The 24,220-nt window shown below is 63.9% G+C and carries 21 protein-coding genes; 9 read left to right on the plus strand and 12 right to left on the minus strand.

Going from position 1 to position 24,220, the window contains the following annotated elements:
* Positions 1-111: 111 nt before the first annotated feature.
* Positions 112-1,017, minus strand: a complete 906-nt coding sequence (locus tag ACFOJ9_RS35110; protein WP_378986188.1) for a tagatose-bisphosphate aldolase — start codon at positions 1,015-1,017, stop codon at positions 112-114.
* A gap of 264 nt (positions 1,018-1,281) precedes the next feature.
* On the opposite strand from ACFOJ9_RS35110, the gene ACFOJ9_RS35115 reads away from it, so the two are divergent.
* The 4 genes from ACFOJ9_RS35115 (at position 1,282) to ACFOJ9_RS35130 (ending at position 5,598) form a co-directional block, all read left to right on the plus strand.
* Positions 1,282-2,187: a sugar-binding transcriptional regulator gene (locus ACFOJ9_RS35115; protein WP_378986190.1), complete on the plus strand. Its 906-nt coding sequence runs from the start codon at positions 1,282-1,284 to the stop codon at positions 2,185-2,187.
* Between the two features lie 528 nt (positions 2,188-2,715).
* Positions 2,716-3,696, plus strand: coding sequence for an ABC transporter substrate-binding protein (locus ACFOJ9_RS35120; RefSeq protein ID WP_378986192.1), 981 nt, complete (start codon positions 2,716-2,718; stop codon positions 3,694-3,696).
* A 95-nt stretch (positions 3,697-3,791) separates the two neighbouring features.
* Positions 3,792-4,850, plus strand: a complete 1,059-nt coding sequence (locus ACFOJ9_RS35125; protein ID WP_378986194.1) for an ABC transporter permease subunit — start codon at positions 3,792-3,794, stop codon at positions 4,848-4,850.
* Positions 4,843-5,598, plus strand: a complete 756-nt coding sequence (locus ACFOJ9_RS35130; protein WP_378986196.1) for an ATP-binding cassette domain-containing protein — start codon at positions 4,843-4,845, stop codon at positions 5,596-5,598. The genes ACFOJ9_RS35125 and ACFOJ9_RS35130 overlap by 8 nt, the downstream gene beginning before the upstream one ends.
* 24 nt (positions 5,599-5,622) lie before the next feature.
* On the opposite strand, the gene ACFOJ9_RS35135 is transcribed toward ACFOJ9_RS35130, so the two are convergent.
* Positions 5,623-6,678 carry a LacI family DNA-binding transcriptional regulator gene (locus tag ACFOJ9_RS35135; RefSeq protein ID WP_378988262.1) on the minus strand — a complete coding sequence of 352 codons (1,056 nt, stop codon included), beginning with the start codon at positions 6,676-6,678 and terminating at the stop codon, positions 5,623-5,625.
* A gap of 662 nt (positions 6,679-7,340) precedes the next feature.
* Here ACFOJ9_RS35135 and ACFOJ9_RS35140 point away from each other — a divergent pair.
* The 3 genes from ACFOJ9_RS35140 to ACFOJ9_RS35150 all read left to right on the plus strand — a co-directional run bounded on the left by ACFOJ9_RS35140 (position 7,341) and on the right by ACFOJ9_RS35150 (position 11,012).
* Positions 7,341-8,303 carry a sugar-binding protein gene (locus ACFOJ9_RS35140; protein WP_378986198.1) on the plus strand — a complete coding sequence of 321 codons (963 nt, stop codon included), beginning with the start codon at positions 7,341-7,343 and terminating at the stop codon, positions 8,301-8,303.
* Positions 8,304-8,418: 115 nt separating this feature from the next.
* Complete coding sequence (locus ACFOJ9_RS35145) at positions 8,419-9,957, plus strand: sugar ABC transporter ATP-binding protein (protein WP_378988265.1); 1,539 nt, start codon at positions 8,419-8,421, stop codon at positions 9,955-9,957.
* 59 nt (positions 9,958-10,016) lie between these two features.
* Positions 10,017-11,012: an ABC transporter permease gene (locus ACFOJ9_RS35150; protein ID WP_378986200.1), complete on the plus strand. Its 996-nt coding sequence runs from the start codon at positions 10,017-10,019 to the stop codon at positions 11,010-11,012.
* Positions 11,013-11,184: 172 nt separating this feature from the next.
* Here the strand turns inward: ACFOJ9_RS35150 and phnN are convergent, their stop codons facing one another.
* From phnN to ACFOJ9_RS35195, 9 genes are all read right to left on the minus strand, one after another.
* Positions 11,185-11,814 (minus strand): phosphonate metabolism protein/1,5-bisphosphokinase (PRPP-forming) PhnN, encoded by a 630-nt coding sequence (phnN, locus tag ACFOJ9_RS35155; RefSeq protein ID WP_378986202.1) that lies wholly within the window; start codon positions 11,812-11,814, stop codon positions 11,185-11,187.
* Entirely contained in the window at positions 11,811-12,950 is a 1,140-nt protein-coding gene (locus tag ACFOJ9_RS35160; RefSeq protein WP_378986204.1) for an alpha-D-ribose 1-methylphosphonate 5-triphosphate diphosphatase, read from the minus strand. The genes phnN and ACFOJ9_RS35160 overlap by 4 nt, the downstream gene beginning before the upstream one ends.
* A gap of 47 nt (positions 12,951-12,997) precedes the next feature.
* On the minus strand, positions 12,998-13,705 hold the full coding sequence (locus tag ACFOJ9_RS35165) for a DUF1045 domain-containing protein (RefSeq protein WP_378986206.1): 708 nt from the start codon (positions 13,703-13,705) through the stop codon (positions 12,998-13,000).
* A 152-nt stretch (positions 13,706-13,857) separates the two neighbouring features.
* The gene (gene iolB, locus ACFOJ9_RS35170) at positions 13,858-14,670 is read right to left on the minus strand and encodes a 5-deoxy-glucuronate isomerase (protein ID WP_378986208.1); all 813 of its coding nucleotides are present in this window, start codon (positions 14,668-14,670) and stop codon (positions 13,858-13,860) included.
* A 321-nt stretch (positions 14,671-14,991) separates the two neighbouring features.
* Entirely contained in the window at positions 14,992-15,204 is a 213-nt protein-coding gene (locus ACFOJ9_RS35175) for a DUF3329 domain-containing protein (RefSeq protein ID WP_378986210.1), read from the minus strand.
* A gap of 66 nt (positions 15,205-15,270) precedes the next feature.
* Positions 15,271-16,188 (minus strand): myo-inosose-2 dehydratase, encoded by a 918-nt coding sequence (gene iolE / locus ACFOJ9_RS35180; protein ID WP_378986212.1) that lies wholly within the window; start codon positions 16,186-16,188, stop codon positions 15,271-15,273.
* A 149-nt stretch (positions 16,189-16,337) separates the two neighbouring features.
* Entirely contained in the window at positions 16,338-18,188 is a 1,851-nt protein-coding gene (gene iolD / locus ACFOJ9_RS35185; protein ID WP_378986214.1) for a 3D-(3,5/4)-trihydroxycyclohexane-1,2-dione acylhydrolase (decyclizing), read from the minus strand.
* Between the two features lie 35 nt (positions 18,189-18,223).
* Positions 18,224-20,158: a bifunctional 5-dehydro-2-deoxygluconokinase/5-dehydro-2-deoxyphosphogluconate aldolase gene (locus ACFOJ9_RS35190; protein WP_378986216.1), complete on the minus strand. Its 1,935-nt coding sequence runs from the start codon at positions 20,156-20,158 to the stop codon at positions 18,224-18,226.
* 174 nt (positions 20,159-20,332) lie between these two features.
* Complete coding sequence (locus tag ACFOJ9_RS35195; protein WP_378986218.1) at positions 20,333-21,061, minus strand: SDR family oxidoreductase; 729 nt, start codon at positions 21,059-21,061, stop codon at positions 20,333-20,335.
* A gap of 121 nt (positions 21,062-21,182) precedes the next feature.
* Between ACFOJ9_RS35195 and ACFOJ9_RS35200 the strand changes: the two genes are divergently transcribed.
* Positions 21,183-22,091: an AraC family transcriptional regulator gene (locus ACFOJ9_RS35200; RefSeq protein ID WP_378986220.1), complete on the plus strand. Its 909-nt coding sequence runs from the start codon at positions 21,183-21,185 to the stop codon at positions 22,089-22,091.
* Here ACFOJ9_RS35200 and ACFOJ9_RS35205 read toward each other — a convergent pair.
* Positions 22,088-22,933, minus strand: a complete 846-nt coding sequence (locus tag ACFOJ9_RS35205; RefSeq protein WP_378988268.1) for a MurR/RpiR family transcriptional regulator — start codon at positions 22,931-22,933, stop codon at positions 22,088-22,090. The two genes, ACFOJ9_RS35200 and ACFOJ9_RS35205, sit on opposite strands and share 4 nt — an antisense overlap.
* Positions 22,934-23,087: 154 nt before the next feature.
* On the opposite strand from ACFOJ9_RS35205, the gene ACFOJ9_RS35210 reads away from it, so the two are divergent.
* Positions 23,088-24,197, plus strand: coding sequence for a Gfo/Idh/MocA family protein (locus tag ACFOJ9_RS35210; protein ID WP_378986222.1), 1,110 nt, complete (start codon positions 23,088-23,090; stop codon positions 24,195-24,197).
* The last annotated feature ends 23 nt before the right edge of the window (positions 24,198-24,220 follow it).

Raw genomic sequence — 24,220 nt, forward strand, 5'->3', positions numbered from 1 at the left:
CCGAGTCGAGAATGGTGGCTTCCGAGAACCGGAGCGGAGCGTACTTATAGTACGTGAGCACCGGAAGCGCAGATATCAGCCATTCGCAGGCCGGCTGAATATCGACAACAGCTAGGCCGCCTTGCGGCGATAGTTTCCAATCACCGCCTGAAGCTCGCGCAATCTCGACACGGCGATAGTCCTGAGCTTTTCACGCTGAATGTCACGGTCGAGCGAGATACAGTCCTTCCACAGCGAGCGGCCGGCGATGACACCCGAGGCGCCGTTCTTCATCGCGATTTCGACCTGGCCGAGGAACGTCGAATGGTTGACGCCGGCCGACAGCACCGCCCACGGCACCTCGCCGGCCATGCTGGTGATCCTGGCGCAGGCTTCGGGCGTGCCGGGATAGGGAAGCTTCAGCACCTTTGCCCCGCATTCCAGCGAAATCCTTGTGCCCTCCTCGACCAGCGAGGGGATGCTGGCCGCATAGTCCTCCAGGCTTTCGCCCTCGAGCTGATAGGTCAGGAACTCGACGACGAGCAGCAGGTCCTCCTTGCCGAAATCGGCGATGCACTGGCGCAGAATGGCGATGTTGTGCTCGTTCGCTTCCGGTTTGTCGGCCCTGAGATAGACCATGATCTTGCCGCCGGTGCCGCCCAGTTCGCGCACGCGGCGCGCATCGATGCCGGGCACCAAGCGCGACAGCCGGTAGCCATCGGACGAAACATCGAAGCCGGAGGCGTCGAGGCCGATGAGCAGCGCCGTATCGCGGTTCAGCACCCCTTCATCGACCACCCGCGGCACCGCGCAGAGCGGGTCGAGCAGCACGCAGGAGGCCTGGCTGGCGAGGTAGCGCGTGATGTCGGCCTTGGTGTCGCCCAGCATGTCGTTGGTGATCCTGGCCTGTGCTTCGGGGTCCGATGCCAGCAAGGTCCGCATGCCGCCGCGCTGGTCGCAGGCGATGGCCATCATCGCCCCGTCCTTGCCGCAGATCTGCTGGTAGCCGCGCAACTCCGCAGTCGTCATCTTGGTCATGGTGCTTTGTCCGATGTTGGCGCCCCCGGCGCAAAATCCCGTGGGAACAGAATAAGGTTCAGTCTTTACCCGCGTGCGGGCAGGGCCGCGCTATCGAACCGGAAATCCGGTCTGCCCCGCAATCCTGGCGTGGAACCGAACCCACGTTGCAGGTCTGCCGGATTTGCGCGATAACTCGATCAGTCGCCGGACCTGTAACACATTGCTGAAAGGAATTGCAAGCTGTCTGTTCCTCCTGCAAACGATGCGGCCGCATCGCGGACGATGCTGCACACGGTCGCCAAGATGCATTACGAGGCGGAGATGTCGCAGGTCGATATCGCGCGGCGGCTCGGCGTCTCCACCGCGACCATATCGCGGCTGTTGCAGCGGGCGCGGGCAGAGGGCATCGTACGGATCGAGGTTCTCGATCTTGCAACGCCCGAAATCATCACCACGCAGCTGATCGACGGGCTCGGGCTGCGCAATGCCGCGGTCATCGAGACGCCGGCCGCCGGCGCGCTGACGGCGCTGGCCGCACCGCTCGGCGCCATGCTCAGGCAAGCGGACCTTTCGGCCGGCTCGGTGGTCGCCATCGGCTGGGGGCGCGCCATCCGCGAGGCGATCCGGGCAGGTCTGCCGCGCATTCCCGGCGTGCTGACCGTCGCGGCCACCGGCGGCATGCAGCAGCAGGCGGCGCATTTCCAGATCAACGAGTTCGTGCGGCTGGCCGCCGAGGAGTTCGGCGGGACGCCGCATTTCATCCATGCGCCCTACCTGCCATCCAGTGAATTGCGCGAGGTCTTCCTTGGCGACGCGGCCATTGCCGACAGCGTCGCGCTTTGGGACCGAACCGATGTCGCGATCGTCGGCATCGGCCTGCCGCATGCCATCAATCCGCCCGAGGCAAGTGCTGCCACACTGAGCGAGCAGGCTTTGTTCCATGCGGCCGGAGACGTCATCCGCCACTACTTCGACGCCGACGGCACGCTTATCCCCTGGGAGGGCGAGAGCCGGATGATCGCGATGTCGCCGGCCCAGCTTCGCGCCGTCCCGCTGGTGATCGGTGTTGCCGCTTCGCCGGAAAAGGCGAGCGCCATCATCGGCGCCGTCCGCGCCAGGCTTATCAATGCGCTGATAACGGACACCAAGACGGCCCAGGCCATCCTCGAGGCGCTCTTGCCTCGGTAGAGGCGGTCGCGTCGATGCGTGTACCGGCCGCCTGATCGATCTCGAACCGGCCCGCGAGCCTGCGAAATCACCCGTCGTGTCGACAACGACTTGGGACTTTTGTTTGAGCATGATCTCCTTCGAAAACCGGTTTCCACTTTTCGGGATCATGCTCTAGTCTCCCGCGCGGGGTTTTGCGGAGCAGACAGATGTTGTCCGGTTTGAAAGCCTTTCGGTCCGGGAAATACCCGGTTGCAATTTCTTTCAGCAAAGTGTTACAACCTTCCAGCCAGGCACGCATGCGCGCCGGGCGGCGCGGTTCCCTTGACCTTGCGGAGGCGAGGAAACGGGACTGCTGATATCAGGCGGGTCGGGTTCGACCGGCTGACCTAACGACTTGGGGCGCCTGGGAGGAGCTGCCCGTGACAGCAAGCAGGCGACCCGCTTTCCGGCCGTCGGCGCATTTGCGATCCCTAGCCTGAACAAATTGACGGCCATTCCGATTTCAATCGCAACGGCAAATCTGCCAACACCCCTGAGGAGGATGTCATGAAGAAGATTGTTGCCGCGCTCGCGGCTCTCGCCATCGGCGCAACGGCGCTGATTGCGCCCGCGCAGGCGCAGGACAAGAAGTACACCATCGCGCTCGTTCCGGGCCTGACCACCGATGGTTTCTACATCACCATGCGCAAGGGCGCCCAGGCGGCCGCCGATGCGCTTGGCGTGACCCTGGTGTTTCAGGGTGCCCCGGATTTCAATCCGGTAACGCAGGTTCCCGTGCTTGACGCGGTCATCGCCAAGAAGCCGGACGCCATCCTGATCGCGCCGACCGACAAGGTTCAATTGGTCGAGCCGCTGCGCAAAGCCAATGACGCCGGCATTCCGGTGATCACCGTCGATACCTTCATCGGCAGCGGCGTCTACCAGACCGGCGCCGGCGATGCGGATTTCCCGCTGTCCTATATCGCTTCCGACAACATTCTGGGCGGCGAGATCGCCGCGCGCGCACTTGCCACCGCCATTGGCGACAAGGGCAAGGTCTACGTTTCAAACGTGAAGCCTGGCATTTCGACCACCGACCAGCGTGAAGTGGGCTTCAAGAAGGAGATGGCGGCCAACCATCCCGGCATCACTGTTCTCGAAACTCAGTTCAACGACAACGATGCCAACAAGGCCGCCTCGCAGCTGCAGGCCGTGTTCGCGCGCAATCCCGATCTGGTTGGCGTGTTCGGCGCAAACCTGTTCTCCGCGTTGGGTGCTGCCAATGGCGTCCAGCAGGCTGGGCAGACCGGCACCGTCAAGGTCGTGGCGTTCGACGCCCCGACCAGCATCGTCGACAACATCAACACCGGCCTGGTCGACGTTGCGATCGCCCAGCATCCGGCCGAGATCGGCTATTTTGGCGTCGTTTCAGCCTATGCCCATCTGACCGGCAATTCGATCCCGGTTTCGATCGGCACCGGCTTCACGATCATGGACAAGTCCAACATCGCGGATCCGAACATCTCGAAGTATCTTTACTCCGAATGATCCAGACGGCCCTGGTCTCCTTCCGGCGCGCCGGGAGGAGACCTGCGCCGGGTGACCCTGTTTGACGGAGGCCGCGCCGCGGATCGGAACCATTCATGACCTCAACATCACCAACCCAAGGCGAAACGCATGTCGCTCCTCAGGCGGATCACGGTGATCCGGCCAGGACCTGGATCGGGCGCATCGCCGAAGGGCGCGCCTGGCTGTTCCTCGCCGGCCTGATCATCTGTTTCGAGGTCTGGTCGAGGCTCTCCTTCGGCGCGACCTTTGTGCTCAACCCGTTCAACGTGCAGTCCATAGCGATATTTGCGGTGGCGCCGTTGCTGCTTGCGACCGGACAGACCTTCGTCATCATTTCGGGAGGCATCGACCTCTCGCTGGGCTTCATCATGGGCCTTGCGGCCGTCGTTGCCGCCCATGCCACCAACATGGCGGGAGCCGCAATCCCGTTGCCGCTGGCAATGCTGGCGGGCATTCTGGCGGCCGTGCTCGTCGCCGGCGTGCCGGGTATCATCAACGGCCTTTTGATCTCGCGGCTGAGGATTCCGCCCTTCATCGGAACGCTCGGCATGTTCGGCGTGGCGCGCGGCGCTGCCTATCTCCTTGCCGGCGGCACCACCGTGCCGGTCCAGAATTCATGGTTCGCGCTGCTCGGCAACGGCAAGTTCCACGGCGTGCCCTATCTTGTCATGATCACCGCAATCTTCGTCGTGGTGATGCACTACATTCTGAGCCAGACCCGGTTCGGCCAGCACAACTACGCCATCGGCGCCAATGTGCAGGCGGCGCGTCGCGCCGGCATCGACATCAGGGGGCACATACTGCGTCTCTATGTGCTTTCGGCGATGTGCGCCGGCCTCGGTGGCGCGCTCTACGCGGCGCGCTTCACCGCGGGCGCTGCCCAGGCAGGCGAACCTTTGCTGCTCGACAGCGTCGCGGCCGTGGTGATCGGCGGCGCCAGCCTGTTCGGTGGCTCCGGCACCATCTTCGGGACGGTCGCCGGCGCATTGGTGATCGCGGTCATCCAATACGGGCTGGTTTTCGTCAATGTCGAGCCGTTCTGGCAGTTCATCGCCGTCGGCCTCGTGATCATTATCTCCGTCCTTATCGACCAGGCGCAGCGCCGGTTCAGTGGAGCTCGCCAGGATGAGTAGTTCGCAGCAAACCACACCGCTTCTCGAAGTCCGCCACCTGTCCAAGCACTTTGGTGCCGTCCAGGCGCTCAACGATTTCTCCATGGCTGTGCGGCCTGGAGAAGTGGTAGCGCTGGCGGGCGACAACGGCGCCGGCAAGACCACGCTGATCAAAGCGATATCGGGCGTGTTTCAGCCGACGGGCGGGGAGATCCTGCTCAGGGGGCAGCCGGTGACATTCGCGACACCGCAGGAGGCGCGCGAAAAAGGCATCGAGACCATCTATCAGGACTTGGCGCTGGCCGACAATTTGTCCATCGGCGCCAATATCTTCCTCGGCCGTGAACCGATGCGCAAGGCCTTCGGCTTCCTGCCGGTGCTCGACCGCAAGGCCATGGCGGTGGCCGCCAAGCAGACCATGGGGCGGCTGGATTTCCATGTCAGCCGGCTCGATGCCCCGGTCAGCAATTTCTCCGGCGGCCAGCGGCAGGCTGTCGCCATCGGCCGAGCCGTCTACTGGGACGCGCAGATCCTGATCATGGACGAACCGACCGCGGCACTCGGCGTGCCCGAGCAACGCAAGGTGATTTCGCTCATCCACCAGCTCAAGGCGCAAGGGCGGGGCGTGATCTTCATCTCGCACAATCTGCAGGACATCTTCGCCGTTTCCGACCGCATCGTCGTGCTGCGGCGCGGCGTCCAGGCCGGCGAGCGCAAGATCTCGGAGACGAACCATGACGAAGTCGTCAAGCTGATGGTTGGCGGGTAAGACGCCGGCCCGCGAGCAGATGCTTTAACCCACCGACGCTTCGCTCGAACTCGCGGACGAGCCGACCACAGCCCTCACACTCTCCCGCTCCACCAGCGGGCACTCCAGCTTCGTAATCGGATAGCGCCCCCGTCCAGGCGGCGCCGGCGCTTCGAGTTGTTCGATCGCCCATTGGCCCATCGCCATGTGCGGCAGGATCGATGTCGTCAGCGGCGGGAAGAGGTGACGGGCGATTTCCTCGTCGTCGTAGCCGACGACGGAAATGTCCTGCGGAATGTGCAGGCCGGCTTCCTTCAGCGCTTCGTAGCAGCCGATCGCGGTGCGGTCGTTCTGGCAGAAGATGGCGGTCGGGCGGTCCCTCAGCGCCAGCAGCTTGACGGTCGCGGCATAGCCGGCGCTGGCCGACCAGTCGCCCTCGACCACCAGTTCCGGATCGAACGGGATGTCGGCGGTGGCGAGCGCGCGGCGGTATCCCTTCAGCCGGTCTTGTGCGGCCTGCATCCAAGGCTCGCCGGTGATGGTGGCGATGCGGCGATGGCCGTGGCTGATCAGATGGCGGGTCGAGCTCTGACCGCCGGCGATCTCGCTCGGCACCACGGCCGGGAAGGCGTAATCCGCCGTGTAGCAGTTGAGCAGGATCACCGGAATGTCGAGGCCGTAGAGATAGTCGGGCGCTGATATCTCGCGGGTGAAGATGGTCATGTAGATCAGCGCCGAAATGCCCCGCTTGGTCAGCGCCGAAATGGCGCGCGGCTCCATGACGGCATCGCCCAGCGTCTGCGCCACCAGCAGCACATTGCCGGCATTCCACGAGGCCTGCCGCGCGCCTTCGATGGCGACGACGGCTTCCGGGCTGGTGGCAAGCTGGTCGACGGCGAAGCCGATCACCCCATCCAGTCCTTCGAAGGCGGGGATCGGCGGATGAAGAGCCGAGAAGGCGGGCGCCGCATAGCCAAGGGTTCGCGCGGCCTCGATCACCCGTTCGCGGGTCTGCTGCGACAGCCGGATGCCGGGCGAATTGTTGAGCACGAAGGAAACGGTCGCCTGCGAGCAGCCGGCGGCCCTGGCTATGTCGGTCATGGTGACGCGACCCCTGGCGCTCTTCGCCGGCGCCTTGCGGCGCTTCACTGTGTCGATGGCCGGCTCCGTCGTCTCGCTCATGGCACCTCCAAATCCCAGTCTGTCTAGCGGCAGCCCGTCAGGCCGGCAAGGTGGCGTGACGCCGTCTGGTTATCGTGACCGTCTCAGGTATTTATATCTATTAGTACCTTCAGCGTCCATCCGCCTTACAACTCCATACAGCCCGTATCTCAAACATCGCAAGGCCTGGGCTTCGGCGCAGCCATGGCGGCGGCTCGCCGGCGGACACGCCGTGAAGCCGCAATCCCGCCCTCGGAGATCGCCTCAAAACTAATACTGTTTACTAATACAAAAATGCGCTGTACCGTCAATCTGTCGCGTCCGACCCGGTTGGGTGCGGAAGCGGCGGGAGTGTACGCAAATAGCCCGATGGCAAGCGGATCCTACCTCCGCGAGCCATGTCTCGGATATGTGATATGTCAGACAAATCGGACTATTTACGAACGAAGGATGAGTCTCTAAGGTCCGTATCGTGGCTGAAACGACGCCATTCTTTCGGTGCCGGGAATCCCTTTGAGGAGGAGGGGTCCAAGCTGCAAACGGCAAATCAGGTCAGTGCAAGATCGGTCAGTCTGATGACTGAGCCAAACGGGAGGTTGAACATGAAATCCTTGATACGAACTGCATCCGTAGCCGCCACGGCGCTGCTGCTCGGCCTGTCGGCCACGGCAATCGCGCGCGCCGACGACAAGCCGACGCTGGCCTTCGTCGTCAACGGCGCTTCCGATTTCTGGAAGGCCGCCGAAGCCGGCGTCAAGAAGGCGCAAGGCGAACTGCCGGACTACAATCTCGAGCTCAAATATCCCGAGCAGTCCTCGGTCGCCATCCAGCAGCGGCTGATGGACGATCTGGTGACGGCCGGCGTCAAGGGCATCATGGTCTCCGCCGTCGATCCCAAGACCTCGACCGATGGTCTCAACAAGATCGCTTCGGAAACGGCGCTGTTCACCACCGACTCGGACGCCCCGCAGACCAAGCGCGTCGCCTATATCGGCTCGTCCAACGTCGATGCCGGCAAGCAGGCGGCCGAAATCGCCAAGAAGGCGATGCCCAATGGCGGCAAGTGCCTCGGCTTCGTCGGCCTGCTCGGCGCCGACAATGCCAAGGAGCGCATCCAGGGCATGAAGGACGGTCTGGCCGGCACCAAGATCGAGCTCATTGACGTGCGCGGCGACGACATCGACCAGGCGCGCGCCAAGAAGAATGTCGAGGACGCGCTGGTCGCCAGCCCCGACGTCACCTGCATGGTCGGCTTCTATTCCTACAACACGCCGCGCATCTATGAAGCGCTGCGCGATGCCGGCAAGCTCGGCTCGATCACCGTCGTCGGTTTCGATGACGATCCGATCACGCTGGGCGGCGTCAAGGAAGGCACCGTTGCCGCAACCGTCGTGCAGCAGCCCTTCGAATGGGCCTATCAGGGCATGAAGCTGATGGCAGCCTACCTCAAGGGCGACAAGTCGGGCATCCCGGAAGGCGGCCTCATCATCATCCCGACCAAGATCATCGGCAAGGATGACGTCGACACCTATGCCGCCAACCTGAAGGCGATGTCTGGAAACTGAGACCACAAGCAGTTCAGCCGGCTCAACTTTGCTTGAGCCGGCTGCGCGCATTGACGAACACCGCGAGGATCGTCAGTCTGCCGAGAGGTCGGCCCGCCAATCGCTGTCAGGCATGATGAACTATTCCGACACATCCATTGTTGCGACCACCCCGTTCCTCAGCCTCGAGAACGTGCGCAAGACCTATCCGGGCGTCGTCGCGCTGGACGGCTTCTCCATGGAGGTCAGGCCGGGCGAGGTCATAGGCCTCGTCGGCGAAAACGGCGCCGGCAAATCGACCTTGATGAAGATCCTCGGCGGCGTCACCACGCCGGACAGCGGCACGATCACGGTTGACGGCACCGCTCACCAGGGCCTGACCGTCGAAGGCAGCCTGGGTTCGGGCATCGCCTTCGTCCACCAGGAACTCAATCTGTTCGACAATCTCGACGTCGCCGCCAACATCTTCTTCGGCCGCGAGCCGTTGCGCGCCGGGCCGCTCAAGCTCGTCGACCGCGCAAAACTGCGCGCCATGGTGGCACCGCTGTTGAAGCGCGTCGGCGCCAATTTCTCCGCCGACACGCCGGTCTCCGCTCTGTCGTTGGCCCAGCAGCAGATGGTCGAGATCGCCAAGGCCCTGTCGATCGAGGCAAGGCTGGTCATCCTCGACGAGCCGACGTCGAGCCTGCCGCTCGCCGAAACCGACAAATTGCTCGACGTCATCAAGGCGTTGAAGGCTGATGGCATCAGCGTCATCTTCATTTCGCACCGCCTGCACGAGGTCGAGCGCGTCGCCGACCGCGTCGTCGTGCTGCGCGACGGCATGCTGGCCGGCACACTGGGCAAGCACGACATCGGCCACGACCAGATGGTCAAGCTGATGATCGGCCGCATGCTGAAAGAGCGCGAAAAAGCCTCGGAAGCCGCGCGTGCGCCCGGCGCCACGGCTCTTTCGGCCAAGGCCATCCGCACGCCAGCCTATCCCGGCCGGCCGGTCGACCTCGACGTCAGGCGCGGCGAAATCCTCGGGCTTGCCGGCCTTGTCGGTTCCGGCCGCACCGAACTGGCGCGGGTGTTTTTCGGCATCGACTCGAAGCTCGGCGGCGCGCTCGAACTCGACGGCAAGCCGCTTGCGCTGGCTTCCGCGGCGGATGCCGTCGCGCATGGCATCTTCCTGGTGCCGGAAGACCGCAAGCTGACCGGCATCCTGCTCGACCTGTCGATCGCGCAGAACATTTCGCTGCCCAATCTGCCGGCGCATGCGCGGCGCTCCCTGGTCTCGGCCAGTGCCGAGACCGCGACCGCCGAGAAGCAGAAGAAAGATCTCGGCATCAAGGCGCCTTCGGTGCAGACGCGCACCGGCACGCTGTCGGGCGGCAACCAGCAGAAGGTTGTGCTCGGCAAATGGCTGGCCATGAATCCGAAAGTGATGATCCTCGACGAGCCGACGCGCGGCATCGACATCGGCGCCAAGGCGGAAATCTACGGGCTGATGCGGGCACTCGCCGACGCCGGCGTCGCCGTGCTGATGATCTCCTCCGACATGGAAGAGGTGATCGGCGTGTCCGACCGCATCGCCGTCATGCATGAAGGCCAGATCTCGGGCATTCTCGACAAGGATCGGTTCAGCCAGGAAAACGTGCTGCTGCTGGCGGTGGGCAAGCAGCCGAAATAGCGTTCTGTTTTGCCGCAGGTCTCGCGGAACCTGCTCAGGCAGGCATTGGGGAGAAGACGATGAGCAAGAAAGATCTCGGCCTGCTGATCCTGATCCTGGTGGTCGGGGCGATCGTGGCGATCATCAATCCACGCTTCCTGTTGCCGATCAACCTCGCCAACACCTCGAACCTGATCGGCCTGTTCGGCATCCTGTCGATCGGCCAGGCCTTCGTCATCATCACCGGCGGCATCGAACTGTCGGTCGGCTCGGTGGTCGCGCTGCTGGGAACGCTGTTCATCGACTTCATCGCCGTGCGCAACCTGGACTGGCCGCTGGCCTTCGTGCTGATCCTCTTCCTCGGCGCCATCATCGGCCTGGTGCATGGCTGGCTGATCACAAGGCTCAAATTGCAGCCTTTCGTCGTCACGCTCTGCGGCCTCTTGATCTACCGCGGCGTCGCCCGCTTCTACACCGCCGACGGCACCGCCGGCTTCGCCTTCGGCCAGAACTTTCCGGACCTCGAATTCCTCACTGCCGGCCGCTCGTGGGGCGTTCCCAACAGCTTCATCGCGCTGATCGTCATTTCCATCATCATGTGGGTGGTGCTGCACCGTTCGGTGTTCGGCCGCTATCTCTATGCCATCGGCAAGAACGAGGAGGCGGCGAAATATTCCGGCATCCGCACCGGCCGCGTCGTCATGGCCGCCTATGTCATCTGCGGCGTGCTGACGGCGCTGTCGGCGATCTATTTCGCCATGTACACGCGCTCGATTTCGCCAGCCAGCCACGGCCAGTTCTACGAGCTCTACGCCATTGCCGCAGCCGTGCTCGGCGGCTTCTCGCTGCGCGGCGGCGAGGGCTCGCTGATCGGCGTCATCCTCGGCACGGTGCTGCTGCAGGAGCTGCAGAACCTCGTTAATCTGCTCGGCATCCCATCCTCCCTCAACTTCGCGGTGATGGGCGGCGTCATCCTCATCGGCGTGCTGGTCGACCAGCAATGGGGCGTGTTCCGGGAACGGCGACTGATGCTCGACGCCACCCGCAAGGGCGTGGCGGGCCAAGCCGCGGAGTAGCACGGCGCGGACTTCCTTCTCCCCCTTGTTTGGACTGGGGACATCGCGCTTCTGTCCTCGAATGGCATCCCGAACCCCCTCGCGCAAAAGGCGCAAAACTGTTCGCGATGTCCTCGCACACCTGTTCGCGATGTCCCCAGTCCAAACACCCCTGTGGGAGAAGGGAAGAACTCTAGATCAGACCCGACATGTCGGAAAAAGCCATCGCCTTGCGCAGCACCTCGGCGAAGCGTTCGCCGGCCGCTTCGCGTGGGCCGCTGTTGTCGATCGAGGTGACGCCAGGTCCGGACAGGGTCACATTGGCGCTGCGCGCCAGGCGCGCCAGTACCTCGCCGCGCGACTCGCGGCCGCGCATCGCCAGCCGCTCGGCCAGCACCTCCGGCGAGGCGGTGATTTCGACGATGGCCAGATTGGCATAGCGCTCGCGCAGAACGGGAATGATCGCGCGCGATACGTTGGCCACCGTGACATGGCCGTTGGCGACCGCCCAGTCGACTTCGGCCGGGATGCCATAGCGCAGACCATGCGCCTCCCAGGAGATGGCGAAGGCGCCGTCGGCTTCGGCCTCGACGAAGGCGGCATCGGCCAGCGTGTCGTGGTCCTCGCTGGCGGCATCGCTCGGCCTGGTGATGACGCGGCGGACGAACTCCAGCCTTGTCTCGTCGGCAAAGCGGGCGCGGGCGTAGCCGATCACCGTGTCCTTGCCGGCGCCGCTTGGTCCAACCACGGCGACGAAGACGCCATCGCGGATCGGAAACGTCTCGGCAGACAATTCCCGCTCGATCAACGCCGACACCATCATGCGACCCGGCGCCCCTGCCGCCAGACGGTGCGCACGACCGGGATGTGATCGTCGACGCGCACGCGCACCAGATCGGCGCGGCGGCCCTGCTCGATGACGCCGCGGTCGGTCAGGCCAACCGCATCGGCCGGGTTCTTCGACACCATAGCGACCGCCTGCGGTAGGGAAATGCCTTCGACGACGTCGCCGAGGAAGAATGCGGACTGGATCAGGCTGAAGGGAATGTAGTCGGACGACAGGATGTCGAGCAGGCCGTCGCTGGCCAGCGTGCGGGCCGAGACATTGCCCGAATGCGAAGCGCCGCGCATGACGTTGGGCGCACCCATCAGCACGCCGAGCCCGGCCTCTTTCGAGGCCCTGGCGGCTTCTTCCGTGGTCGGGAACTCGGCGACGCGCACGCCCTGTTCGATCGCCTCGCCGACATGGCCAAGGGTGGCGTCGTCATGGCTGGCCAGCACGATGCCGCGCTCATGGCAGGCGGCGGCGATCACCGCCCGGTTCGGTGCCGAATTGAGCGCCGATTCCCCCATCCGCTTTTCGCAGAACACCTTGAAGTCGCGATCGGTCAGCTTCAGCTTGCGCTGGTAATAATAGGCATAGGTTTCGAGGTTGACGAACTGGCGCTGGCCGGGCGCATGGTCCATCAGCGATGCCAGCTTGACCCGCTCGTCGCCGTCGAAATTGGCGAATGCCTTGAGGCAGTCCGGCGCCGAAACCTCGCAGCGCAGATGGATGAAATGGTCGGCGCGCAGACGATCCTGCTGCACACTGTCCTCGATGGCGTCGGCCAGCTTGCGGATATCGGCTGATGTCAGGTCGGCATCTTCGTCCATGCCGACGCGCAAGGCGTCGAGCACGGTGGTGATGCCGGCGGTCGCCACCTGCGCGTCATGGGCGAGCACGGCGGCGATCGGATTCCAGCGCACCTTGGGCCGCGGCGCATAGTGGCCTTCGAGATGGTCGGTGTGGAGCTCGACCAGCCCGGGAATGATGTAATCGCCGCCCATATCCTCGCCGATCCGGCTGGTGCCGGTTTCGATGCCGGCGATAAAGCCATCGCGCAGCACCAGCGAACCCTCGACGATCTCGTCGGCAAGCACGATGCGGGCGTTGTGGAGAACAGTCTCGGCGGTCATTTCAGGCAGTCCTTGGTTATTCCGGCTGGGGTTGTTCCGGCAGGGTGTCAGGCAGTTTTTCTGGCGGAACGGCGCCCGAGTGCGTGATGCGAGAGCACCATGAACGGTGCGCCCGGTTCGGTTTCGACAAACAATGTCAGCGCATCCACCAGCACGGGCTGTTGCAGAATGTCCGCGAACAGACTGTCGATTGCTGCGCGCAAACGAGGGCTTTCCTGTGACGTTGCCCGGCCGGACAGCGTCATGTGGAAGCGAAAGGTCTCGAAGACATAGGGGTAGCCCCACTGGCAGAGATTGCGGAACTCGGCCGGCTTCAGCGAATCCGGGCTGCGCCGCTCAATCTCGGCTTCCGTCAGTGGCGCGCGAAACCGGTCGAAGCCAAGCACGACGTCATCGGCGAAGCGGTTGAGCGGAGGCAGCGAGCCTTCCGGCACCAGTGCGAAGAAGCCGTCGATCTGGCTGACGACGAGACGCGGGATGGTCACCACCGGCGTCGCCTCGGCAAAATGGTCGAGTGCGGCGCGCAGCGAGGCTTCCGTCTCGTTGGCGGCCAGGCGGAAAGGGGCTTTCAGCGTCGCGTGAAAGCCATAACGGCGCGCCGAAGCGGTGTGGAAAGCGACTTCCGCCGCCGACAGGTCGGCTACCGCCTCGACCGGCCTTGTCGCGGCGCCAAACGGGTCGCGGCCCAGCCAGTTGGCGGCGATCCGCGCCAGCTTCTCGTCCTGCCGGGGGGTGAAATAGATGGCATAACGCATGGGAAGTCCTCGTCAGTCCCGCTGCCATAGGTGATTTCCATGACGGATTGACGAAGCCTTGCAGGCATTCAGGTAACAAAACGGTGCGGCCGGGTCATTAGCCGACGATTTTTTCGTGCTGGACCAGTTGTTGCGAAGGCTGAACGAACCGGTCAGGCCTTCATCAGCCATTCGTGCTCGGGCGCATTGTGGAATTTCCACGTCCGCTTCGGTCCGGCCATGACGTTGAGATAGTAGAGGTCGTAGCCGTGGCAGGCGGCGCAGGGGTGATAGCCCTTTGGCACCAGCACGACATCGCCATCCTCGATCGCCATCGCCTCATCGAGCGCGCGATGGCCGTTCTTGTCGGCATCGGTGTAGACGCGCTGGAAGGCAAAACCCTGCGGCGGGTTGAGGCGGTGATAGTAGGTCTCCTCGAGATAGGATTCGGTGGGCAGATTGTCCTGGTCGTGCTTGTGCGGCGGATAGCTCGACGTGTGGCCGCCGGGCGTGATGACCTCGACCACCAGCAGCGAATCGGCCGGCTTGCCCTCCGGCAGGATGTTGGTGACGTAGCGCGTGTTGGTGCCCTTGCCGCGCACCTCCTGACCGAGATCGTTCGGTCCGATGACGCGAACCGGCAAGCCGCCGCCAAGGCCCGGCGCCGAGCAGACCGCCAGCTCCAGCTCGGTATCCGCCGTCACCGACCAGTCCGAGCCCTCAGGGACGTAGACCGACCAGGGCTTGCCCTCGAAGGGCGACATGCGTTCGCCGAGCAAGCCCAGGTCCTTGCCGCCGGCCGTGGCGCTGCCCTTGCCGGTGACGAACACCAGGCAGACTTCACGATCCTCCGTCTTGCCGGACGCGCTCGCGCCGGCCTTCAGCCGATGCAGGTCGAAACCGACATAGGTCCAACCTGCGATTTGCGGCGTCACATGGGCAACGCGGCCATGGCCCTTGTTGGCTTTGACGAGCAGCTTCGACATTGTGTCTCTCCTATCGCAATCTTCGAGATTGGCCGAAGCCTCCCAACTTCGTCATCCTAGGGCGTAGCACGAGCGAAGCTCCGTCGCGGAGACCCTAGGATCCATGCCGTAACCTCAGTCCAAGAACGCAGCGGAACGGAATTCTGCACCGCAGCGCCGTTTTGATGTCGCGGCATGGACCCCGGGGTCTGCGCTGCGTCGCTTCGCTCCTTGCTCCGCCCCAGGATGACGAAGCGAGGAGCGTTTCAGCCAATCTCCAACGCATGCGATCCGTTATGCGCGCAGTGCTCGACCCGTCAGCCTTCTGCGTCATAGGCCGCTTTATTCCTTTGGCTCGACCGGAGGCTTGGCCTCGTCGGCCGGCTTGTAGAGATAGAAGAACTGCCAGACGGCGTAGCCGGCGAAGCCGAGCGCAAGCACGCCCCAGAACGGCGTGCCGGTGGCGAATTCGATGATCGACCAGATGACGCAGACCGCGACGACGGCGACACGCCGCCACAAAGGCCGGAAGAAGGGGTGTTCGGAATCTTTCATCGGGCCAATCTACAGCAATCGGCTTCGCCGGGAACCCATCGCATCAGGCATAGGGAAGACCTAGCCCTAGGCATTGGGAAAGCCTTGCGTCTCCACCGTGTAGCCGGCGGCGGTCATGACGCGCATCAATTCCTTGTAGCCAACTTGAGCCATTCTGAGCGGCGGGTTCTTCTTCGGGTCCTGCTCGGCCTCGACCACGAACCAACCCTCGTAGCCATGGTCGGCGAAGCGCTGCACGATGGCGCCGAAATCCAGCGAGCCGTCGCCCGGTACCGTGAAGGCGCCCAGCGCCACGGCGTCGAGGAAGGACTGCTTCGTGCGGTCGAGCTTGTCGATCACGCCCATGCGCACATCCTTCACATGTACATGGCTGATGCGCTTGTGGTGGTTGTCGATGGCACGCAGTACGTCGCCGCCGGCAAAGGCCAGATGTCCGGCATCGAGCAGCAAGGGAATGCCTTCGCCCGAATGGCGCATGAAGGCATCGAGCTCCGGCTCCGTCTCGACCACCGCCGCCATGTGGTGGTGATAGGACAGCGGCATGCCTTGTTCGGCGCACCATTCGCCAAACTCGGTGAGGCGCTTCGCATAGGCCTTCATCTCGTCGTCCGACAGCTTCGGCTTGGTGGCCAGCGGCTTCGAGCGGTCGCCCTGGATCGAGCGGCCGACCTCGCCATAGACGATGCAAGGCGCGCTCACAGCCTTGAACAGGTCGATCATCGGCTGGATGCGATCCTTGTTGTCAGCCATCTCCCCATCGACCAGCGTGCCCGAGAACCAGCCACCGCACAGCGTGACATCGGCTGCCTTCAGGATCGGCAGCATGACATCGGGATCATTGGGAAAGCGCCGGCCCATCTCCATGCCTGTGAATCCGGCCGAGCGCGACTGGCGCAGACATTCTTCCAGCGACACGTCATCGCTGAGTTCCGCAAGATCGTCGTTCCACCACGCAATGGGGGACATGCCCAGTTTCGCTTTCAAGTCGTCGCTCCAGTTTCAGTTCGTATCTACCCTCCCCCTTGTGGGGAGGGTCGCTGCAAAGCAGCGGAGTGGGGTGCGGCGCCAGACCCCCACCCGGACCTACGGTCCGACCTCCCCACAAGGGGGAGGTAGGGGCGCCAGCATTTACATCAATCGCCCACGGTCTGCATCTGCCGCTTTTCGTCATAGGCCTTGCGCGCCGCGTTGACCTGCTGCCGTGCCGACACTTCCGGCACCGCCACATCCCACCATGTGCCGCCGGCATCGGTGGAAACCAGCGGGTCGGTGTCGATGACGAGCACCGTGGTGCGCGTATTCTTCTTGGTTTGTGCCAGCGCGTTTTCCAGCCCGGCAATCGACGGCACCTTTTCGGCAATCGCGCCCAGGCTCGCCGCATGCGCGGCAAAGTCGATGTCGGGCAGGACCTCGTGGCGCGAGTCCTTCAGGAGATTGTTGAAGTTGGCGCCGCCGGTTGCCATCTGCAGCCGGTTGATGCAGCCATAGCCGCGGTTGTCGAGCAGCACGATGGTCAGCTTGAGGCCGAGCATCACCGAGGTGGCGATCTCCGAATTCAGCATCAGATAGGAGCCGTCGCCGATCATGACGACGACCTCCTCGCCGGGCTTCGCCATCTTGGCGCCGAGCCCGCCGGCAATCTCGTAGCCCATGGTCGAGAAGCCGTATTCGGCGTGATAGGAACCGGGCGCGCCGGCTTGCCAAAGTTTGTGCAGTTCTCCCGGCAGGCCGCCGGCGGCATGCAGCAGCGTCACACCGGAGCCCATGGCGCGCTGCACCGCGCCGATCACCTGCGCATCGGACGGATAGGCGGCATTGGTCGACGCCGTCACCTTGGCGGCCTCGGCCTGCCAGGCCGTCTTGCCGGTGGCCGCATTGTCGGTCCAGGTGGAAGGTGCCTTCCAACCCTTCAGCGCAGCACCCAGCTCGGCCAGGCCCTCGGCCGCATCGGCAACCAGCGGCAGCGCGCGGTGCTTGCCGGCGTCGAAAGGCTGCACGTTGAGCCCGATGATGGTCTTGCCGGAATTCTTGAACAGCGCCCACGAGCCGGTGGTGAAGTCCTGCAGGCGCGTGCCGATGGCCAGCACGACATCGGCTTCCTCCGCCAGCCGGTTGGCGGCAGAAGTGCCGGTGACGCCGATCGCAGCCATGTTGAGCGGATGGTCGTCCGGCAGCGAGGATTTGCCGCCTTGCGTCTCGCAGACCGGAATGCCGGCGCCCTCGGCGAACTTCGCCAGCCCTTCCGAGGCTTGCGAATAGAGGACACCGCCGCCGGCGATCACCAGCGGCTTCTTTGCTCCCTTGAGCGCGGCGACAGCAGCCGCAAGCTCGTGGCGATCCGGACGCGGCCGGCGCTGGTGCCAGACCCGCTCGGCAAAGAAGCTCTCGGGATAGTCATAGGCCTCGGCTTGCACGTCCTGGCAAAGCGACAGCGTCACCGGCCCGCACTCGGCCGGATCGGTCAGCACGGCCATGGCGCGGCTGAGCGCCGGGATGATCTGCTCCGGCCGGGTGATGCGGTCGAAATAGCGCGACACCGGCCGGAAACAGTCATTGACCGTCGCCGTGCCGTCGGAGAAATCCTCGGCCTGCTGCAGCACCGGATCTGGGATGCGGTTGGCGAAGACGTCGCCGGGCAGAAACAGGACGGGTAACCTGTTTACATGGGCGAGCGCCGCCGCCGTCACCATGTTGAGCGCACCGGGACCGATCGAAGAGGTCGCCGCCATGAAGCGGCGGCGGAAATTGGCCTTGGCATAGGCGATCGCCGCATGCGCCATCGCCTGTTCGTTGTGGGCGCGGAAGGTCGGCAGTTCGTCGCGGACCTGATAGAGCGCCTCGCCGATGCCGGCGACATTGCCGTGACCGAAGATCGCCCAGACGCCGCCGAAGATCGGGACTTTGCTGCCGTCGATGTCGGTCATCTGGCGCGACAGGAAGCGGGTCAGCGCCTGCGCCATCGTCAGGCGGATTGTCTTGCTCATGGTGTTTTCCTCCGCAGTCTTTATGCCGGGCCTTCTTATGCCGCCTTGCGGCCGCGCGCGGCAAGCCACGCTTCGGTCAGCTGTTCGAAGCGCTGCGCCATGTCGGCGATCGCATCGTCATCCGACATCTTGCCGGCCAGCCATTGTTCGGCTGCGTGGACGAAGATGGTGCGGCCGACGGCAAAGCCCTTGACGATGGGCGCCTTGGCGGTAGCGGCGAAAGCCGCTTCCAGCTCGTCCTGCGGCGCCTCCAGGCCAAGCAGCACGACACCACGGCACCACGGATCGTGCTTCAGGATGACGGCTTCGATCCTGGCCCACGCCGCTGCCGAAGCCTGCGGCTCGAGCTTCCACCAGTCCGGCTTGATGCCGAGCGCATAGAGCTCTTCCAGCGCGCGCGGGATCGTCGTGTCGTCGAGCTTGCCATGCTTGCCGGCGATGATCTCGACGAGAAGTTCCCTGCCCACTTTCCGCGCGCCTTCGAACAGCGCGCGCAGCTTCTGCTGCTGTTCTTCCTTGAGCGCCGCCGGATCGTCGGGATGATAGAAGCACAGGCACTTGATGCAGTGATCGACCGGCCATTCGGTGAGCTGCGAGCCGATGTCCTGCGAGAATTCGAAGCGCAGCGGCCGCGAGCCCGGCAACTCCACCGGCCGGCCAAGCCAGTTGAAGGGATGATGCGCGAATTCGAACATCGCCTTGCGGCCATGTTTCTCGTCGATCAGCATGCCGTAGCCGTCGCGGCCGGCGGCGACCTTCGCCGCAGCCTTGACCGCCAGCACCTTGAAATCCTGGATGCGTGCGGGATCGGCACCGGCCTTCGCAGCCACATCCTCAAGCTGGACGCGGTGGTCGCAGGCGAGCGCCATCAGCGAGGGAATGTCGCGCCGGCGCGTCGTTGCCCAATGGATGTGGTTGATCGCCTCGTCCTTGCGCAGCGCCAGATGCTTGCTGCTGTTCTTGAGGAAGAACTGGAGCTCGTCGAAGGTCGGATATTCCGGCGCGCAGAGCAGCCGCGACACGGCGAAAGCGCCGCAAGCGTTCGCCCAGGTTGCCGCCGTCGCATGATCTTCGCCGCCGAGCCAGCCGCGCAGGAAGCCGGACATGAACGCGTCGCCGGCTCCCAGCACATTGTAGATCTCGATCGGAAACCCCTTGCCGACGACGCCGTCCTCGAGATCGTCGCTGATCGGTCCGTCATAGACGATGCAGCCCATGGCGCCGCGCTTGAGCACAATAGTGGCGGACGACAGCGAGCGGATCGTCTTCAAGGCGCTCAGGCAGTCGTCGGCGCCCGACGCGATCATGATCTCTTCCTCGGTGCCGACGATGAGGTCGCAATCGGGCAGCACCGTCTTCAACTGGGCCGAAACCCGGTCGGACTTCACATAACGCTCGAAGCCTTCGGCATGGCCAGCAAGGCCCCAGAGGTTGGGCCGGTAGTCGATGTCGAACACCACCTTGCCGCCCTTGGCCTTCATGATGCGGATCGCTTTGCGCTGCGCGGCATCGCTGTTGGGGCGGGAAAAATGCGTCCCGGTGACGACGATCGAGCGGGCCGAGGCGATGAAGGCTTCATCGATGTTTTCCGGCGCCAGCGCCATGTCGGCGCAGTCGCTGCGGTAGAAGATCATCGGCGAAACGCCTTCGTCCTCGACCGACAGCAGCACCAGAGCGGTCAGCCGCTCCTTGTCGGTCTTCAGCCCGTCGACGTTGACGCCTTCACGCGCCAGCTGCTCGCGGATGAAGCGGCCCATCTGCTCGTCGCCGACGCGGGTGAGTAGCGCCGAGCGCAGGCCGAGCCTGGCCGTACCGACCGAAATGTTGGCCGGGCAGCCGCCGACCGACTTGGCGAAGGAGGTGATATCCTCCAGCCGCGAGCCGATCTGCTGGCCATAAAGGTCGACAGAAGCACGACCGATGGTGATGACGTCGAGCGGCGCGTATTCAGCGTCCACGGCTTCGCTCATTGGAACCTCCCGTCGGCCTTGTTGTCTTGGGGTACACGCGCGAGCGGCAGCGTGGCGCCGGGAATATGAAATAATAATTCCAATCCATAGTCAATATGGAATGAGCATTCCTTCGGTGAAAAGTGCCACCTGATGACGCGTGCGGGAAGAGACTTTTGTCGGGTCTGGCTCCGTTCACCACGGAAGCGGGCCATCGTCGTTGAAGTACCCTGCGTTCGGACCATCGGCATCCAGGGTCGCCAGGTGTATGACGATCTCGGCCGCCTGATGCACGGTGCGGTGGCCCCTAAATTCATTCAGGTCGGTGGCGGTATAGCCTGGCGCCGCTGCATTGATCTTGATGCCTTGCGGTGCAAGCTCGCGGGCAAACGCGACGGTGATGGCATTCAGGGCCGTCTTGGAGCTGCCGTAACCCATCAAATTGACCGACTGGTTCGGCGTGCCGGAATCGAGCGCGCGCCCGATGGATCCCGTGGAACTGCTCACCATCACGATGCGGGCGGCGGGCGCTGCAAGCAGCAGCGGCAGGAAGGCCTGGGTCACGCGGATCGGTCCGAAGACATTGACGTCATAGGTGGCCCTGATATCAGCAAGATGCTGCTGGCTTGGCGGCAGCTCGTAATTGATGGCGATGCCGGCATTGTTCACCAGCACGTCGAGACAAGGGCTCTCCGCCCCGACGGTCCTGGCCGCAGCCGCCACGCTTTCATCCTGCGTGACATCCAGCTCAAGCCATTGAACGTCCAGACCTTCGGCGCGCAATTCTTGCGCCGCCGCCATGCCACGCTCGGCATTCCTAGCGCCGAGCCACACCTTGAAGCCCATCGTCGCCAGCCGCCGGGCGATTTCGTGGCCGATGCCCTTGTTGGCGCCCGTCACCACAGCGGTTTTCGATTTCGTCATTTGGGTTCTCCATCTCTCCATGTCGAAGACCCCAGAGATGGCGCCCTATGGGAAACGCCGCGCGCCGAAAACTCTCCCGCTCTTGCCTAATCCTCTCATATGGGTTGCGCGGCCCATTTGGATGCGCGAAGCTGACATCATGAGCGAGGCATTGCGGGAGTTGATCGATATCGCCGGCCGTCATGCGCGCGGGCGACGCACGACAACGGCGATCCCTCGCGTTTCGATCGGCCGCAGCGAAGTCGCCACGCCACCAATGGCGGAGGTATGGGGGGCGGGCATCCTGTTTGTGCTTCAGGGCGCCAAGACGGTTCTGATCGGAGACCGGACCCTTCGCTACAATCCCGCCAGCTATTTCATCTACACTGTCGACACACCCACCATCAGCCAGTTGGTCGCAGCGACCGCAAAGCATCCCTACCTGGCAATCGGCTTCACCCTCGACCTGCAGGCAGTCGCCGCCCTTCTCGTCGAGCACGAGCCTGCGCTCGGCGGCGACAGTTTCTCCACTTCGCCCGTCAATGAGGACTTGCTCGACGCATTGCGCCGGATAATGCGGCTGCTCGACCGGCCAGCGGAGATTCCCGTGCTGGCCGCCGCGCTCGAACGCGAGATGCTGTTTCGGCTGCTGCAAGGCCCCCAGGGCGCAAAGCTTCGCCAGCTTGCGCGTGCCGACGGCCATCTGTCCCGGATTGGCCAGGCGATCGCCTGGATCCGCACACATTGCCATCAGCCAGTCCGGGTCAGCGATCTGGCTGAAATCGCCCATATGAGCAACGCTGCATTCTACCGCCACTTCAAGGCGGCGACGGCCATGAGCCCGATCCAGTATCAGAAACAAATCCGGCTGTTGGAGGCACGCCAGTTGCTGGCTGCCCAGCCAGGCAATGTTGCAAGCATCGCCTTCGCCGTCGGCTACGAGAGCGCTTCCCAGTTCAGCCGGGAGTATGCCCGCCAGTTCGGGTCGCCGCCCGCACGCGACGCAGCGCGGCTCTTGGCGGCAGGCGAGGTGGCCGTGGAGGTCATTTAGACCTTGCGCTTGCGACCCGTATCGCGTCGCTTCTCGCCGACGCCGACGGTCAGCGCCATGGCCAGCGCCATCGTCGCTGACAGCGAACGGAAGCCGGCGAAATCCGCCTCGGCGACTTCGAACCAGACCTTGGCGAACTGGGCGAGCGGCGAAAACGAGCTGTCGGTGATGGCAACGATCGGCACGCCCTGTTCCGAAATGCTGCGGGCCTCCTCAATGGTGGCAGGCGCATAGGGCGAGAAGGAGATGGCGATGACGGCATCCGCCGGTGTGGCGAAGCCGATCATCTCGGCATTCAGGCTGGCCGCCGATTCGATCAGCTGGTTGCGGATCTTCAGCTTGCCCAGCGCATAGGCGATATAGCTCGCCACCGGATAGGAGCGGCGCTTGGCCAGCACATAAATGGTCTCTGCCTTGGCCAGCAGGGAGATCGCGTCTTCCAGATGTGTTTCGTCCAGCGTGCGCGAAATGTCGTTGAGCGACGTGCTGGCGGCGGCAACGAAACCGTCGAAGATCGCCCGGTGGCCGGCGCCGCCCTCGGCCTTGGCGCGCAGCGCCTGCAGCCTTTCGTCATAGGATGAGTTGCGCTCGCGCAGCCGCTCGCGAAACACCTGCTGCAGGCTGGTGAACCCGTCGAAGCCAAGCTGCTGGGCAAAGCGGATCAGGGTCGAAGGCTGCACGCCGGCCGAAGCGGCGATGCTGGCGGCGGTGCCGAAGGCGATATCGTCTGGATTGTCGAGCGCATAGGCGGCGATCTGGGCAATGCGCTTCGGCAGGCTTTCGCGCCGATCGAGGATCGTTGCGCGCAGCGTTTCGAAGTCGCGAGGTACCCGTTCGTCCATCGTCGCTCTGTCCAGGCTCATGTATGGGATCCCTCTCTGCCCCATCATAGCGAGCCCGCGCAAGAACGCCATAATAAATGAGGCAGACATTCCATTCCGGGAGAAAATGGACTAATTCATCCACCTGATACTTCAGGCAGTGGAGAAACGGAAAATGGTCGGCGTCGGTCTCATCGGCACGGGTTTCATGGGCAAGTGTCACGCCATCGCATGGAGTGCCGTCGGCGCCGTCTTTCCCGATGTCGCCAAGCCACGGCTGGTCCATCTCGGCGAGGTCAATGAGGATCTCGCCAGGCGCAAGGCAGGCGAGTTCGGTTTCGCCAGGGCGTCCGGCGACTGGCGCGCCGTCGTCAACGATCCCGAAGTCGATATCGTCTCGCTGACCACGCCCAACCAGTTCCATCCGGAAATGGCCATCGCCATCCTGGAAGCCGGCAAGCATCTGTGGTGCGAAAAGCCGATGGCGCCGAGTTTTGCCGAGGCCGAGGCCATGGCGGCAACGGCGAAAAAATCCGGCAAGGTCGCGGCACTCGGCTACAACTACATCCAGAGCCCAGCCATCCGCCATATCAGCGCGCTGCTCGACGAGAAGATCATCGGCGAGGTCAACCATCTGCGCATCGAGATGGACGAGGACTTCATGGCTGACCCGGAGGCGCTGTTCTTCTGGAAGCACGAAGCCGCTTCCGGCTATGGCGCGCTCGACGATTTCGCCGTGCATCCGCTGTCGCTGGTTTCCGCCCTGTTCGGCCGCGTCGCCAGCGTCATCTGCGACATGGCCAAACCTTATGCCGATCGTAAGCTGGCCAGCGGCGGCCGCCGCGCGGTGGAGACCTACGACATCGCCAGCGTGCTGATGCATCTGGAGAACGGCATTGCCGGCACGCTGCTGGTCAACAGGTCGGCCTGGGGCCGCAAGGGCCGCATCGCCATCCAGATCTTCGGCTCGAAGGGATCGATCCTGTTCGACCAGGAACGATCGAACGAATTCCAGCTCTACCTCACATCAGATCGTCCGACCGAACAGGGCTACCGCACCATCCTGGTGGCGCCGCACCACAAGCCCTATGACCTCTTTGTGCCGGCGCCAGGCCATGGCCTCGGCTTCAACGACCTCAAGATCATCGAGTGCCACGAATTGCTGACGCGGCTTGCCGGCAAGCCGGCGCGGCTCATCGAATTTGCCGAAGGGCTGGAGATCGAGCGCACGGTACACGCAATGGCGCGCTCCTTCGAGGAAAAGCGCTGGGTCGATGTGCGGTAGCCCCGCACCGGTTTTCGCTTCGC

Source organism: Mesorhizobium cantuariense, assembly GCF_042647205.1.
In the GTDB taxonomy this organism is placed as follows: Bacteria; Pseudomonadota; Alphaproteobacteria; order Rhizobiales; family Rhizobiaceae; genus Mesorhizobium; species Mesorhizobium cantuariense.

Excerpts from the sequence above, each read along its gene's own strand:
- ACFOJ9_RS35160 (WP_378986204.1), bottom strand. The coding sequence starts at position 12,950 with ATGACCGCCGAGACTGTTCTCCACAACGCCCGCATCGTGCTTGCCGAC.
- iolD (WP_378986214.1), bottom strand. The coding sequence starts at position 18,188 with ATGAGCAAGACAATCCGCCTGACGATGGCGCAGGCGCTGACCCGCTTC.
- ACFOJ9_RS35130 (WP_378986196.1), top strand. The coding sequence starts at position 4,843 with ATGAGTAGTTCGCAGCAAACCACACCGCTTCTCGAAGTCCGCCACCTG.
- phnN (WP_378986202.1), bottom strand. The coding sequence starts at position 11,814 with ATGATGGTGTCGGCGTTGATCGAGCGGGAATTGTCTGCCGAGACGTTT.
- ACFOJ9_RS35115 (WP_378986190.1), top strand. The coding sequence starts at position 1,282 with ATGCTGCACACGGTCGCCAAGATGCATTACGAGGCGGAGATGTCGCAG.
- ACFOJ9_RS35195 (WP_378986218.1), bottom strand. The coding sequence starts at position 21,061 with ATGACGAAATCGAAAACCGCTGTGGTGACGGGCGCCAACAAGGGCATC.
- ACFOJ9_RS35165 (WP_378986206.1), bottom strand. The coding sequence starts at position 13,705 with ATGCGTTATGCCATCTATTTCACCCCCCGGCAGGACGAGAAGCTGGCG.
- iolB (WP_378986208.1), bottom strand. The coding sequence starts at position 14,670 with ATGTCGAAGCTGCTCGTCAAAGCCAACAAGGGCCATGGCCGCGTTGCC.
- ACFOJ9_RS35145 (WP_378988265.1), top strand. The coding sequence starts at position 8,419 with ATGAACTATTCCGACACATCCATTGTTGCGACCACCCCGTTCCTCAGC.
- ACFOJ9_RS35125 (WP_378986194.1), top strand. The coding sequence starts at position 3,792 with ATGACCTCAACATCACCAACCCAAGGCGAAACGCATGTCGCTCCTCAG.
- ACFOJ9_RS35150 (WP_378986200.1), top strand. The coding sequence starts at position 10,017 with ATGAGCAAGAAAGATCTCGGCCTGCTGATCCTGATCCTGGTGGTCGGG.
- ACFOJ9_RS35190 (WP_378986216.1), bottom strand. The coding sequence starts at position 20,158 with ATGAGCGAAGCCGTGGACGCTGAATACGCGCCGCTCGACGTCATCACC.
- ACFOJ9_RS35120 (WP_378986192.1), top strand. The coding sequence starts at position 2,716 with ATGAAGAAGATTGTTGCCGCGCTCGCGGCTCTCGCCATCGGCGCAACG.
- ACFOJ9_RS35140 (WP_378986198.1), top strand. The coding sequence starts at position 7,341 with ATGAAATCCTTGATACGAACTGCATCCGTAGCCGCCACGGCGCTGCTG.
- ACFOJ9_RS35135 (WP_378988262.1), bottom strand. The coding sequence starts at position 6,678 with ATGACCGACATAGCCAGGGCCGCCGGCTGCTCGCAGGCGACCGTTTCC.
- ACFOJ9_RS35175 (WP_378986210.1), bottom strand. The coding sequence starts at position 15,204 with ATGAAAGATTCCGAACACCCCTTCTTCCGGCCTTTGTGGCGGCGTGTC.
- ACFOJ9_RS35110 (WP_378986188.1), bottom strand. The coding sequence starts at position 1,017 with ATGACCAAGATGACGACTGCGGAGTTGCGCGGCTACCAGCAGATCTGC.
- ACFOJ9_RS35210 (WP_378986222.1), top strand. The coding sequence starts at position 23,088 with ATGGTCGGCGTCGGTCTCATCGGCACGGGTTTCATGGGCAAGTGTCAC.
- ACFOJ9_RS35205 (WP_378988268.1), bottom strand. The coding sequence starts at position 22,933 with ATGGACGAACGGGTACCTCGCGACTTCGAAACGCTGCGCGCAACGATC.
- ACFOJ9_RS35200 (WP_378986220.1), top strand. The coding sequence starts at position 21,183 with ATGCGCGAAGCTGACATCATGAGCGAGGCATTGCGGGAGTTGATCGAT.